The 13,218-nt window shown below is 59.8% G+C and carries 11 protein-coding genes; 8 read left to right on the top strand and 3 right to left on the bottom strand.

Features of this window, described 5'->3' with window-relative positions; translation table 11 throughout:
• Positions 1-108: 108 nt before the first annotated feature.
• Entirely contained in the window at positions 109-1,203 is a 1,095-nt protein-coding gene (locus AC3QL2_RS01565) for an IS5 family transposase (RefSeq protein ID WP_493240271.1), read from the bottom strand.
• A 185-nt stretch (positions 1,204-1,388) separates the two neighbouring features.
• On the opposite strand from AC3QL2_RS01565, the gene AC3QL2_RS01560 reads away from it, so the two are divergent.
• Together AC3QL2_RS01560 and AC3QL2_RS01555 are read left to right on the top strand one after the other, a co-directional pair.
• On the top strand, positions 1,389-1,619 hold the full coding sequence (locus tag AC3QL2_RS01560) for a hypothetical protein (protein ID WP_493234312.1): 231 nt from the start codon (positions 1,389-1,391) through the stop codon (positions 1,617-1,619).
• A gap of 75 nt (positions 1,620-1,694) precedes the next feature.
• Positions 1,695-2,129 carry a hypothetical protein gene (locus tag AC3QL2_RS01555; RefSeq protein WP_493234311.1) on the top strand — a complete coding sequence of 145 codons (435 nt, stop codon included), beginning with the start codon at positions 1,695-1,697 and terminating at the stop codon, positions 2,127-2,129.
• A 624-nt stretch (positions 2,130-2,753) separates the two neighbouring features.
• Here AC3QL2_RS01555 and AC3QL2_RS01550 read toward each other — a convergent pair.
• Complete coding sequence (locus tag AC3QL2_RS01550) at positions 2,754-4,214, bottom strand: efflux transporter outer membrane subunit (RefSeq protein ID WP_493234309.1); 1,461 nt, start codon at positions 4,212-4,214, stop codon at positions 2,754-2,756.
• A 53-nt stretch (positions 4,215-4,267) separates the two neighbouring features.
• Between AC3QL2_RS01550 and AC3QL2_RS01545 the strand changes: the two genes are divergently transcribed.
• The 6 genes from AC3QL2_RS01545 (at position 4,268) to AC3QL2_RS01520 (ending at position 12,547) form a co-directional block, all read left to right on the top strand.
• Positions 4,268-4,927: a TetR/AcrR family transcriptional regulator gene (locus AC3QL2_RS01545; protein WP_493234308.1), complete on the top strand. Its 660-nt coding sequence runs from the start codon at positions 4,268-4,270 to the stop codon at positions 4,925-4,927.
• An 83-nt stretch (positions 4,928-5,010) separates the two neighbouring features.
• Positions 5,011-6,126, top strand: a complete 1,116-nt coding sequence (locus AC3QL2_RS01540; RefSeq protein WP_493234307.1) for an efflux RND transporter periplasmic adaptor subunit — start codon at positions 5,011-5,013, stop codon at positions 6,124-6,126.
• Positions 6,123-9,191, top strand: a complete 3,069-nt coding sequence (locus tag AC3QL2_RS01535) for an efflux RND transporter permease subunit (protein WP_493234306.1) — start codon at positions 6,123-6,125, stop codon at positions 9,189-9,191. Before AC3QL2_RS01540 ends, AC3QL2_RS01535 begins: the two co-directional genes overlap by 4 nt.
• A gap of 55 nt (positions 9,192-9,246) precedes the next feature.
• A complete protein-coding gene (locus AC3QL2_RS01530; RefSeq protein WP_493234305.1) occupies positions 9,247-10,053 on the top strand; it encodes an oxidoreductase in 807 nt (268 codons plus the stop codon).
• A gap of 434 nt (positions 10,054-10,487) precedes the next feature.
• Positions 10,488-10,652 (top strand): hypothetical protein, encoded by a 165-nt coding sequence (locus AC3QL2_RS01525; RefSeq protein ID WP_493234304.1) that lies wholly within the window; start codon positions 10,488-10,490, stop codon positions 10,650-10,652.
• A gap of 89 nt (positions 10,653-10,741) precedes the next feature.
• Positions 10,742-12,547 carry a sensor histidine kinase gene (locus tag AC3QL2_RS01520; protein WP_493234303.1) on the top strand — a complete coding sequence of 602 codons (1,806 nt, stop codon included), beginning with the start codon at positions 10,742-10,744 and terminating at the stop codon, positions 12,545-12,547.
• 102 nt (positions 12,548-12,649) lie between these two features.
• Here the strand turns inward: AC3QL2_RS01520 and AC3QL2_RS01515 are convergent, their stop codons facing one another.
• Positions 12,650-13,168 carry a carboxymuconolactone decarboxylase family protein gene (locus AC3QL2_RS01515; protein ID WP_493234302.1) on the bottom strand — a complete coding sequence of 173 codons (519 nt, stop codon included), beginning with the start codon at positions 13,166-13,168 and terminating at the stop codon, positions 12,650-12,652.
• Positions 13,169-13,218: the final 50 nt, after the last annotated feature.

Raw genomic sequence — 13,218 nt, 5'->3', positions numbered from 1 at the left:
GTTGTTTGATCTCTCATGACTTCATTCCCGAAATTGGATTCTCAATCCCATTTTTATGCCCATAGACTGGGCAGGGAAATGGGTTTTCACCCGATTCCAAGTGCCGCTTCATGCCGCACTCCCCATCGTCTGCAATTTCGCAATCCGCAGCAGGTTGTACGCCGCTGCCGACAAATAGGCGGCGATCTGGGTTCGGGCTTCTCCGATGAAACGGGTCTTTCTCATTCCACCCACCGTCTTCAACCACCCGAAGATCTCTTCAACCCGCTTTCTCTTGCGCTGGCTGACCTTGTAGCCTTCGGTGCAGGTCGTCCGTCCATCGAGGCCCGGTGTCTTGCGTCCTTCAATTCGGGCGATATGAGGTTTGATCTTGTGCTCGCGCAAATGCTGGACAAAGTCCTTCACGTGGTAGCCCTTGTCGGCCCCCAGCGTCTTGGGATGAATCCTGCGGCGCCGGGCGCGGGTGAGCAGTTGGCGAGCCGCTTTGTGTTCGGCCATCGTCGCATCGGTGATGAGCAGATCGATACACAGGCCGCTGCGGTTCTCCATGAGCGCATGGCCGCCGTAACTGAGCTTGGCCGGTTGGCCGTTGCCTTTCCTCATGAGCTTCGCGTCGGGATCGGTCGTGCTCCGGTGGGTGGCGTTGGAACGCTTCTCGCCTTTGAAGTCCACCATGCCGGTGCCGTCACCGCCGGGCTTGGGGGGCTCGTCGTCGTCCTTGCGCTTGAAGCTCTTGAAGGATGCCCAAGCGTCGATCAAGGTGCCATCCACGGTGAAGTGATCGGACGACAGCAGCTTGTCCTTGCGGGCCAGACGCACCACTTCGTCAAAGAAACGACGGGCGATGTCCGTTTCCACCAATCGCTCGCGCAGGCGGCTGAAATTGGATTGATCCAATCCACCCGACTCCAGGTCCAGATCGAGAAACCAGCGAAACAGCAGGTTGTAATCGAGTTGCTCACAGAACTGCCGATCCGAGCGCACCGAGTAAAACGCGATCAGCAACTGCGCCTTGAGCAACCGCTCCGGCGGAATCGACGGTCGGCCGCCCTTGGCGTAAAGCCCATCGAGTTCCGCGGAAATCGCCGAGAGTGCCGAGTCGGCCAGTTTCTTCACCGGACGCAGCGGATGATCGGCCGGAATCCGGGACTCGACCGAGAAATAGTGGAACATCGAGGACTGGGGATCGACTTCGCCGCGCATCGGTGCTGTGCCTGGGGTTTGAAGGATACGGCTAGGACAGGTGGGTGGCCGGATCGTTCACTGGGTTCTGCATCAGCCTGCTAACATGGCACTCAACCTCGCTCTTTTCGGTCGCTGGACGCTGCTCCAATGAGCGGCGCAGCGACGGGTAGCTCAACGTTAGGCTTTACTAAGGAGAATCATCAATGAGTCGTAGTTTTAAGCACGAGGGAAAGACGTTTGAGATTCGCGAAGCGGTTCTTGACGACCGCTATGCTTTAAAAGTCTTCTTGGACGGAGTGCAGGTCAGTCCTGAATATTCCGCTACTTTTGAGGTGGGGCAAGGCTACTTCTCTCAGCACAAGGCCCGCATAGTTGAAGAGCTTGCCAAAATTGCCGAAAGCGACGTCCGCAATGGCATCTACCTCAAGGCCTAACCTGCTGTGCCCGCGGACCGCCTTCGGCGTCCGCTGAGCGTCGACGTTGGCCCTTTCATTGTTACCACGCGCCCCATGAACAAAGAACGATTTCTCGTCCCGTCCAACGGTCCTGATCCAACGGCCGTCGCGATCGGTGTCGAAGCATTGAAGGTTCTGTGCGAAAAGCACAACGCAAACGGTCTGGTGCTCGTTCCCGCATTGAAACACGCGGCCAATACCGTGCTTAACCAAGTTTGGTCAGAGCGCCATGTGAAGGCATTGGCGAGCGGAAAGACATTGAAGCTCTCTGAGCAACATGGAGTGTCAATGTGTTCCCAAGCCACGCTAAAGAACCATTCTTCCGCTCCTGTCGTCTTGGCACTGTTCGCTTCCGCGGACATGATCGAAAAGGCTGAAAAGGCATGGGGTTGCCGGGCATTGATTGTAGTGCCCTGGATCGCTAGCGACTCGGAGCAATGGGCAACAAGCCATGCGCCAAAAGTCCTTTCTCTGCCTGCCAAGGGCTAACCCGGCAGTCGAGCGAACCTGAGCGAAAGGCCGGGAGAGTTGTCGTTCAGCGCTGAAACACGCTCGGCGTCAGCTGACTGTCTCATAGCTGCCACTCCTTCCGTTGAACGTGACCGTCGGCAAAGGCCGACAAGCAGACGCGCAACAGGTATCTCACTTCGGCATCATCAGAACCGCCGCCAGATGGCAGGCACTGCTTTCCGTTCCTGCCATCCCGCAACACCTCTACACGCGTTCCCTTCCTTCCCGATCACCCCGCCCCGCAAACCCGCGCCCCTCAATCCTCCCCAGCAACTCCCTGGCTTCGTCCGCGATCATGCCGCAGGCCCACAAGTAGTGTTCCTGGTTTTCCGCATCCATGCGTCGGAACACGTCGCCGGCGTTGCCGCGGGTCATGGCGACCAGGGCCCGCCATTGGACAGACGCGACCATGCTCCGACAAGAAAAAGCCGCGTCAAACGTGGCCTTCATCGGCCGTGATTCAATCGGGTTCTCACGCCCGATCACCACTGTTTAGGTGACGTGGTGGGTATCGGCGCGGGCAGGGGAGTGTTTCACGAGCTAAAGGGCCGGAGGAAGATGAGTTGGCCGGGCGCTTACGTATTCTGTATCGATTGCCCTTCCTTATCGGGCTGCGAGCGCCTTAAATTCGCCGGGCTGCCATCCTCCGCCAAGCGCCTTGAAGGCAGCGACTGCTGCGCGGGCTGATTCCGTTCGCGCTTGCGCTCGCGCATCGGATGCACGTAGCAAGTTATCGTCGGCCTGCAAGACTTCGATCAGGCTGACCGTCCCTTTCTCATAGGCAGCAAACGAGGCTGCACGCGCACGGGCAAGCGAGTCCACGCCTCGGGCAAGCACTGTCGCCTGCTCTTCGCGCTTAACCAAGGCCGAAAAAGTGTTCTCAACGTCTTCGGTAGCATGCAGGGCGGCAAGACGATACGCAGCCAACATCTCGGCCTCCTGACCCTTTGCTTGCTCGATTTGCGCATTGATGCGGCCAAAATCGAACAGGCGCCAGCGCAGACCGAGTACGCCAGCGGCTTGACTGGCGCCGCCGGTGAACAGATTTCCACTGGCCACCGATGTTGCGCTGCCAACCAATCCGCTGAGCGATACCTTGGGGAAATACTCCGCGATGGCGATACCAATGCGGGCGCTTGTGGCGGCGAGGCGACGCTCCGCCACGATCAGATCAGGCCGCCGCCTGAGCAACTCGCTGGGTGATCCGGTGTCTGTGATTTTCGGTGCGACAGGTATAAGGCCCGCTTCAGCCAGTTCTGCCCGATGTGTTCCGGGCAGTGAGCCCAGCATTACATCGAGAGCATTCATGGCTGCCTCCAGACCCGTCTCAAGGGCGGGCACTGACGCTTGGACTTGGGCAAGGGCTCCTTCAGCCTGCCTGACTTGAAGTTCGGCAGCCAATCCCTTCGCATGCAAAAGACTGATGATCGAGAGCAGGTTTTGCTGTGTCTTGACTTGCTCTCGGGCGACTTCCAGACGGGTTTGCAATCCACGTATGCTGATGTAGATGTCAGCGGTTTGGGCTGCCACCGCCAAGCGTGTAGCAACTGCACCAGCTTCCGATGCCTGGTACTCGGCGAGCGCAGCTTCCTGCCCGCGGCGTAGCCCTCCGAACACATCCAGTTCCCAGCTTGCACCAAGATTGGCTTCGTAAGCGGTGCCATAGCGGTCGAAGCCTGGGGCCGAATTCAAAACCCGTCCCAACGGAGTTTCGACGGATTGATAGGCTCTGGCGGCCTGACTGCTAACGTTGCCAGATGGCACTAACGCTGCATTTGCAGCGCCTAGCCCTGCGCGCGCTTGAGCGACCCGTGCAGTTGCTTGTGCCAGATCGAGGTTTTGCGCCAGCGCCAGCGTCACGAATCGGGTCAGTTGCGGATCGCCGAAACCCGTCCACCACGCGGCAAGGTCCGCATTGGCTGTTGCGTCTCTGTGTTCTACAGCGCGCTGTCCTTGAAAGTGCTCTGGCAAGGGCACATCAGTACGAACGTAATCCGGGCCGACAGCACAGCCTGTTGATAGGCCGGCAACGATGAGCGCAGCGAAGGTATGTTTCGGCAGCATGGGGATTCATCCTCGGAAGATATTTTGTGACTATAGTACGAAATGGTCACAAATTGTCCAATGGTTTCGACCGGCGTAAGCTGCAGGCTATGAAGAAAACAAGCTCATCGACTTATCCTGCTGCAACCCGGGGGCCCGCCGACCACGAGGTGCGAAATCAAATTGTCGCCGCGGCGACGGAGCATTTCAGCCGCTACGGTTACGAGAAGACGACCGTCTCCGACCTCGCCAAGGCCATCGGTTTCTCCAAGGCTTACATCTACAAGTTCTTCGAATCCAAGCAAGCCATTGGCGAGATGATCTGCGCAAACTGTTTGTGTCAGATTGAGACTGAGGTCAGCGCGGCCGTTGCCCAAGCCGACCCGCCGCCCGAGAAGCTGCGGCGGATGTTCAAGGCCATTGTCGAGTCCAGCCTTCGTCTGTTCTTCCAGGATCGCAAGCTCTACGAGATCGCCGCATCGGCCGCGACGGAACGATGGCAGGCCACGCGTGCTTATGAGGAACACATCCAGAAGTTGCTTCAGGAGATCTTGCTGGAGGGCCGTCAGAGCGGGGACTTCGAGCGCAAGACACCATTGGACGAAACGACGATGGCGATCTACCTGGTCATGCGCCCCTACCTTAACCCGCTGCTCCTGCAATACAGCTTTGATTACACCGACCAAGCACCGGGCCAGTTATCCAGTCTGGTGCTGCGCAGTCTGTCTCCGTGAACGCATACTGGATTTGTGACTGTTGACGTAATTGGTCACTAGTACCAGAATGAAAGTCCTGAATATTTCACAAGGGGACTTTCATGCTCCGGCGTCGCATCGCTACAACTACTGCCATTTGCGCATTGCCGTTTGCGTTGGTCGCTTGCGGTGAAGCGACGCCAAACGATCCGCGTACCGAAGCCCCCTTGGTGCGTGCCGCGGTTGTTCAAGGGGCGACTTCTGCATCGCGTTCATTCACGGGAACCGTAGCCGCTCGGGTACAAAGCGACCTCGGATTTCGCGTCTCCGGCAAGGTGCTGGAGCGGCTCGTGGATGCAGGGCAAACCGTCAAGCGCGGCCAGCCCCTGATGCGCATCGATCCCGTCGATCTCAAGCTTGCTGCGCAGGCGCAGCAGGAGGCCGTCGCCGCCGCGCGGGCTCGGGCGCAACAGACGGCTGAAGATGAGGCGCGCTACCGCGACCTGCGCGGTAGCGGCGCCATCTCTTCTTCGGCCTACGATCAGATCAAGGCCGCTGCAGATGCCGCGAAAGCCCAACTCAGGGCCGCTGAGGCACAGGCAGATGTCGCCCGTAATGCGAGCCGCTATGCCGAGTTGGTCGCGGATGGCGATGGGGTGGTCGTGGAAACGCTGGCCGAACCCGGCCAAGTCATCAATGCGGGGCAGGTCGTGGTGCGCCTGGCCCACGCCGGACGGCGCGAGGCCGTTATCCAGCTGCCAGAAACGCTTCGTCCTGCCCTTGGCTCCGTTGGACAAGCCAGCCTCTTCAGCAAGGAAGACGTTCGCGTTCCGGCCAGGCTCCGGCAGCTCTCCAACTCGGCGGATCGACTTACGCGTACCTTCGAGGCGCGGTATGTGCTGGATGGTGAACTGTCAAACGCACCGCTGGGCACCACGGTCGTAATCCAGATCCCGGATGGACGTTTCTCAGGGCAAGACGGTCTGCACGTGCCGATTGGCGCTTTGTTCGACGCGGGCAAAGGACCCGGGGTGTGGACCATCAACGGCGAGCCGGCAAAGGTGTCCTGGCGACCGGTCGCGGTTCAGCGCATGGATGACACCGGCGCCTACGTTGCGGGTCAGATCAAGCAGGGGGAACGGATCGTTGCGCTCGGCGCACATCTGCTGCGCGAAGGCGAGCAGGTCCGGGTGGCGGGTCTCGCCGTCGCCACTGCGGCTGAAGGAGCGCGTCCGTGAGCGAGGGGCGTTTCAACCTGTCGGCACTCGCGGTACGCGAACGCGCCATCACCCTGTTCCTGATCGTCCTGATCTCGGCTGCTGGCATTCTTGCGTTCTTCAAGCTCGGGCGTGCGGAAGACCCGCCATTCACGATCAAGCAGATGACGATCGTCACCGCTTGGCCGGGTGCGACGGCCCAGGAGATGCAGGACCAGATCGCCGAACCGCTGGAAAAGCGGATGCAGGAACTGCGCTGGTATGACCGCACGGAAACCTTCACCCGCCCCGGGCTGGCCTTCATCATGGTTTCGCTGCTCGACAGCGCGCCGCCTGCGGAGGTCCAGGAGGAGTTCTACCAGGCCCGCAAGAAGATCAGCGACGAGGCCAAGAAGTTGCCTGCAGGCGTCATCGGTCCGATGGTCAACGACGAATATGCGGACGTGACCTTTGCGCTCTTCGCCCTCAAGGCCAAGGGCGAAGAGCAGAGACTGCTGGTGCGCGACGCGGAAGCGCTGCGCCAGCGATTACTGCATGTCGCCGGCGTCAAGAAGGTCAACATCATCGGAGAGCAGCCCGAACGCATCTTCGTGTCCTTCTCGCACGACCGCCTGGCGACGCTGGGTGTCGCGCCGCAGGATATCTTCGCCGCGCTCAACAGCCAGAACGTGCTGACGCCCGCCGGCTCGATCGAAACCAAGGGGCCGCAGGTCTTCGTGCGCGTCGATGGCGCCTTCGACTCGCTGGAGAAGATCCGCCAGACCCCGATCGTTGCGCAGGGCCGCACCCTGAAGCTGTCGGATGTGGCGAGCGTCGAGCGGGGGTATGAAGACCCCGCCACCTTCCTGGTTCGCAACGGCGGCGAGCCGGCGCTGTTGCTCGGCGTCGTGATGCGCGACCACTGGAACGGGCTCGACCTGGGCAAGGCACTGGGGGCAGAAGTCACCAAGATCAACGCGGAACTCCCGCTGGGCATGACACTGACCAAGGTCACCGATCAGTCCGTCAACATCAGCTCGGCGGTGGACGAGTTCATGGTCAAGTTCTTCGTCGCCCTGCTGGTGGTGATGGTGGTGTGTTTCGTCAGCATGGGTTGGCACGTCGGCATTGTGGTGGCGGCAGCCGTACCGCTGACGCTGGCGGCGGTGTTCGTCATCATGGCGGCCACCGGCAAGAACTTCGACCGCATCACGCTCGGCTCGCTGATCCTGGCGCTGGGGCTGCTGGTTGATGACGCTATCATCGCCATCGAGATGATGGTGGTGAAGATGGAAGAAGGCTATGACCGCATCGCGGCCTCGGCCTATGCCTGGAGTCATACGGCGGCACCCATGCTGTCCGGCACGCTGGTCACGGCCGTCGGCTTCATGCCCAATGGCTTCGCGCGCTCCACGGCAGGTGAATACACCAGCAACATGTTCTGGATCGTCGGTATCGCACTCATCGCCTCCTGGGTGGTGGCGGTGGTGTTTACGCCTTACCTCGGTGTGAAGCTCTTGCCCGAGCTCAAGAAAGTCGAGGGGGGGCACGAGGCGATCTACGACACGCCGCGCTACAACCGCTTCCGTCAGATATTGGGGCGCGTCATCGCCCGCAAGTGGATCGTTGCCGGCACGGTGATCGGCCTGTTCGTGATGGCGGTGCTGGGTATGGCCGTGGTCAAGAAGCAGTTCTTCCCGACCTCCGACCGGCCTGAAGTGCTGGTCGAGGTACAGATGCCTTACGGCAGCTCGATCGAGCAGACCAGCGCCGCGACGGCGAAGGTCGAAGCCTGGCTGGCCAAGCAGGAGGAAGCCAGGGTCGTCACCGCTTACATCGGCCAAGGCGCACCGCGCTTCTTCCTGGCGATGGCACCTGAGCTGCCCGATCCGTCCTTCGCCAAGATCGTGGTGCTCACCGGCAACGACAAGGAACGGGAAGCCCTCAAGTTCAGACTGCGTCAGGTGATAGCCGACGGCTTGGCGCCCGAGGCGCGGGTGCGTGTCACCCAGATCGTGTTCGGGCCTCCTTCGCCGTTCCCCGTGGCCTACCGTGTCATGGGGCCGGACCCGAACAAGCTGCGCGAGATCTCCGCTGCGGTCGAGGCCGTTCTGCACGCCAGCCCGATGATGCGCACCGTCAATACGGACTGGGGCCCGCGTGTCCCGACCCTGCACTTCACCCTCGACCAGGACCGGCTCCAGGCGGTTGGGTTGAGTTCCAGCTCGGTCGCCTTGCAGTTGCAGTTCCTGCTGAGCGGGGCACCGCTGACGGAGGTGCGGGAGGATATCCGCTCGGTACAGGTCGTCGGTCGCTCGGCCGGCGGTGCCCGTCTCGATCCAGTGAAGATCGCAGGCTTCACGCTGGTCGGATCGGCTGGGCAGCGCATCCCGCTGTCGCAGGTGGGCAAGGTCGAGGTGGGCATGGAAGACCCCATCCTGCGTCGGCGTGACCGCACGCCGACGATCACCGTGCGCGGCGACATCGCCGAAGGCTTGCAGCCGCCGGACGTGTCGACGGCCATGACCAAGCAGCTCCAGCCCGTCATGGACAAGCTGCCGAGCGGCTACCGCATCGTGGAGGCCGGCTCCATCGAAGAATCGGGCAAGGCTTCGGTCGCCATGCTGCCGATCTTCCCCATCATGCTAGCCGCCACCCTGCTGATCATCATCCTGCAGGTCCGCTCTATCGCCGGAATGGTCATGGTCTTCCTGACCAGTCCGTTGGGACTGATCGGCGTGGTACCGACGCTGCTTCTGTTCCAGCAGCCCTTCGGCATCAATGCGCTGGTTGGCTTGATCGCGCTGTCGGGCATCCTGATGCGCAACACGCTGATCCTGATCGGGCAGATTCGTGAAAACGAGCGGGCGGGGCTGGACCCTTTCCGTGCGCTTGTCGAAGCGACCGTGCAGCGCGCGCGTCCGGTGATCCTGACTGCACTGGCTGCGATCCTGGCCTTCATCCCGCTGACCCATTCGGTGTTCTGGGGAACGCTGGCCTACACGCTGATTGGCGGCACTTTTGCCGGGACGATCCTGACGCTCGTGTTCCTGCCTGCCATGTATTCCATCTGGTTCAAGATCAGGCCCGCTCACTCGCACCAGTGATTGGCGGTTGCCCCTGGCTCACTCCTCAATCCTCTGTTGCTGAAAAGGAATTGCCATGTCGAATGCTCAAGTTGTACTGGTTACTGGTGTGTCGTCCGGCATTGGACGCGCCACCGCGGAGAAGTTTGCCAAACGTGGTTGCCGAGTATTCGGTACCGTACGCAACACCAGCAAGGCAATGCCAATTCCCGGTGTTGTACTGATTGAGATGGATATCCGTGACGATGCATCGGTTCAACGCGGAATCCAGACAGTCATTGCTCATGCCAAGCGGATCGACGTGCTGGTCAACAGTGCAGGCGTAACCCTGCTGGGTGCGACGGAAGAAACGTCGATTGCCGAAGCTCAAACGCTGTTCGACACCAACCTCTTCGGGCTTTTGCGCGTGATCAAAGCCGTGCTGCCGCAGATGCGCGAGCAGCGTTCTGGTCGCATCGTCAACGTCAGTTCGGTGCTGGGCTTTCTGCCGGCGCCATATATGGCGCTCTATTCGGCCTCCAAACACGCCGTTGAAGGACTGTCCGAGACCCTGGATCATGAGGTGCGCCAATTCGGTATCCGCGTGGCACTTGTCGAACCCTCCTTTACCAAGACCAACCTGGATCTCAATGCACCCCAGGCAGTCTCCCGAATTCCTGACTACAACAAGGAGCTCGGTGTCGTTTCCCAGGCAATTCAAAACAATGTCAAAAAGGCGCCCATGCCCGATGGCGTCGCCGCCACGATTGTCGATGCCGCGTTGGGAGCCTGGAAGATGCGCCATACGCCCAAAGGCGAGGCCTCTCTTCTGGCCAAGTTGCGCCGCTTCATGCCTGCGACCCCGGTTGAGAAGGGGCTGCGGAAGACGTTCGGGCTCGCCTGAATCAATTCTGACCTTCCATATGACCGATTCGGATAGTCAGGCCGTCATGTCCTCACCCGCCACCATGGAGCAGACAGTACCAAGATCGCACCCCAGCACCGCCTCACCGTAGCCGGTGTTCTGGGTGGCCGGCATGGCGGTGTTGGGCGCGGTCGGTAGTCTGGCTGCAGCAATAGGCCCCAGCCTGGGGGCGTTCGTGATCGCTTTGCTTGGGGGGCGTCAGGTGTTGCTGTTAGCCACTTGCACTCGGACCATTACTCCGTCGGCAGGGCCATCAACCAGGCGCTCCTCACCCAGGCGTCGATCAAGGTGCCATCCACAGTGAAGCGATCGGACGAAAGCAACTTGCCGGAGGCGTTGATCACGATCAGTCGTGCCTTCTAATCACGACGAGTCGGACTGGATGATCAAGAGCAATCGAAATCTGCAGGGGCTTGGCAAGACTCTTCCCCGAGATCGATTTTCAGTCGGAACTGGCCTACTACCTGGTCTATCGCCCGGAATGCGCAACGCTGCCGCGGCTGCGTACCTTCCGTCAATCGACCATGGATGGGCAGGCGTGGGCTGCCGAACAATTGTTTAAAGATTGCAAACAGTGATAGCCCTAGAATATTGAGAAGCAACGCGCCGGCCTGCCAGCGAACGCAGTTTTTCGATTTCCTGCCACTCGACTGCACGTAGTACGAACATGAGTGATTTTCATATCCCGACGGCCTTCCAGCTTGCCGGCATAATAATTCTGGTCATGCCAGCCTTCACGTGGTGGGCATTGTCCAGATCGCCATCGCTGAAGCTCGGGCTATGGTGTGCCAGCGGTATCCTGATCGGGGTCGGGACCCTCCTGTTTGGCTTGCGTTTGCAAGTGCCGGCCTGGGTAAGCTATCCGTTGGCCAATTTCCTTGTTGTGCTGGGCAGTCTCGTTCGTATTCAGTCGTTGCGTCATGAAGTCGGCAAGCCGTGGCCAAGGTCCTGGATCGTGCTTGGCGCCATCGTCGCCATCGCCATTTTCGAGTTCATCAGAATCGGCCTTGATGATGTTGCCCTGCGCATTGGGTACATCCATGTGCTACTCCTGGTTCTGTTTGGCTATATCGCTTTGATTGCCTGGCAGATCGGTCGGAGGCTGCAAAACCGCAGCGCGCTGGTGATTGCAGGTTTCCATGGTTTGTTGGTGGTCGGCTTTTTGCTGCGCCTGAGCGAGCTTGTTTATGGCGCACTCAACGCGAACATGATGGCGACAACGTATGGCGGGATCCTGATCGCGATAGCTGGGCTATTGACTGGCGCAGTCTCCCACATGGCCTATTTGGGAATGCAGTTGGAGCTGACGCAGGACAAGCTGATCACGGTCGAGGGGGAGTATCAAGGAGTTTTGAATACCACGCCGGATGGTTTCGTATTGGCGAATGCGGAAGGCCGCTGTATTGATGTCAATGAAATCTACTGCCGCATGCTGGGTTATGCGCGTATGGAAGTGCTGCGCATGAATATACGGGACATCAAGGAGATGAGTGACTCCGAGACCATTCCCGAGATGCTGCACCGGATTCGAGAGAGGGGTTTCGACCGTTATGAAAGCCGGCATCGCTGCTGCGACGGGCGCTTGCTCGACGTTGAGGTCAGCGTTACTCACATGCCTGCGCCGGCCAATAAATTCGTGTTTCTATTTCGGGACATTTCCGAACGTAAGCAGGCACAACTCGAACTGGAGCGCCGCGTGCTGGTGCGCACAGCGGAGCTTGCTACGGCGCGAGCGGAAGCGGAGTCTGCCAATGCAGTCAAGACTCGGTTCATGTCCAACGTGAGCCATGAAATGCGCACGCCCATGCAAGGGATTCTCGGCTTTGTGCAGATCGGTAAAGGTAAGGTCGGTAGCGCACCCCGGGAAAAGCTGCGCGAGTATTTCGAAAAGATCGAGCTGTCTGGGCAGCGCTTGCACCAGCTTATCGAGTCGCTATTGAAGCTCGCCGAGGCCACCTGGGCAGAGTACTCGGTTGTGGCAGCTGAAAATCTACGCCAGCTATCGCCCTCGCAATTCGCTCTTCAATGTTGCGCCATGATGGAAGGAACAGCGCAAAGGCGACGGCAGAATATTGTGATAGAGAATCACTCTTCGCTCCCGGTGATCTTTGGTGATGAGGCACTCTTGCGCCAGGTGCTGGAGCATCTCATTGGCAATGCCCTGCGCTATTCACCGGAGCAATCGAAAATCATCGTCAAACTTGAGGATAGGCCGGCTCTGACGCAGCTGACCCCGTCCCGTGCCATTGCCCTGTGCATCCAGATCATTGATGAGGGGTGTGGTATCCCCGAAAAGGAATTGGCCGCCATCTTCGAGCCGTTCTACGAGAGTTCGCGCACGGCGACCGGTGCCGGTGGCACGGGCCTTGGGCTGGCACTATGTAAAGCTGTCGTAGAGCGCCACAAGGGGAAACTCACGGCCGCGAATCGTCCTGAAGGCGGCGCAATATTTGAAGTGATATTGCCGGCTTGATAGTGGGGGGAGGAGACGCTTGCCGAGATGTACCTGCGTGCTCATCCCGGTGTGCCCGTCGATCGGCCAGCATGACCGGGCGAAGCGTTTATAGGCTCAATTTCAGTCTGTAATCATCCCCATTTCCTTCAATACATCCTGGGCGGAGCGGAAGGCGTCGATGGCGAGGGGGAAGCCGCAGTAGACGGTGGCGTGCAGCAGTGTTTCCTGGATTTCCTTCACGCTGGCACCGTTGTTTACGGCGCCGCGCACGTGGCCTTTGAGTTCGGTTGCCCGGCCGAGGGCGGTCAGCATCGACAGGGTGAGCAGGCTGCGGGTCTTCAGGTCGAGTCCATCGCGGCACCACGTCGTGCCCCAGGCGTTGCGGGTGACGAGTTCCTGGAGGGGCGCGGTGAAGGCGTCTGCATTGGCAAATGCCTTGTCGACAAAGGCCTCGCCCATCACTTGTTTGCGTTTTTGCAGCCCCTGTTCGAATTGTGCGTCGCGGGTCATGGTGGACACTCCTGATGGAAATGGCGGTGAGCTTATCTGCTGGAATTCCAGATTGGCAATATCGGCGATGCCATGCGTGCCAATGGGTTGCAACCTTGTGATCGGATAACTGTCGAACAGCTCCAGCATCCTCATAAACCGGATCATCTTGGAGGCTGTGTGTTTCTCTCCACTAACAT

The sequence above is a fragment of the Zoogloea sp. GW822-FHT05C07 genome (assembly GCF_058800215.1).
Note: the sequence above shows the minus strand (reverse complement) of the source record. Positions and strands in the feature narration are given on the sequence as shown.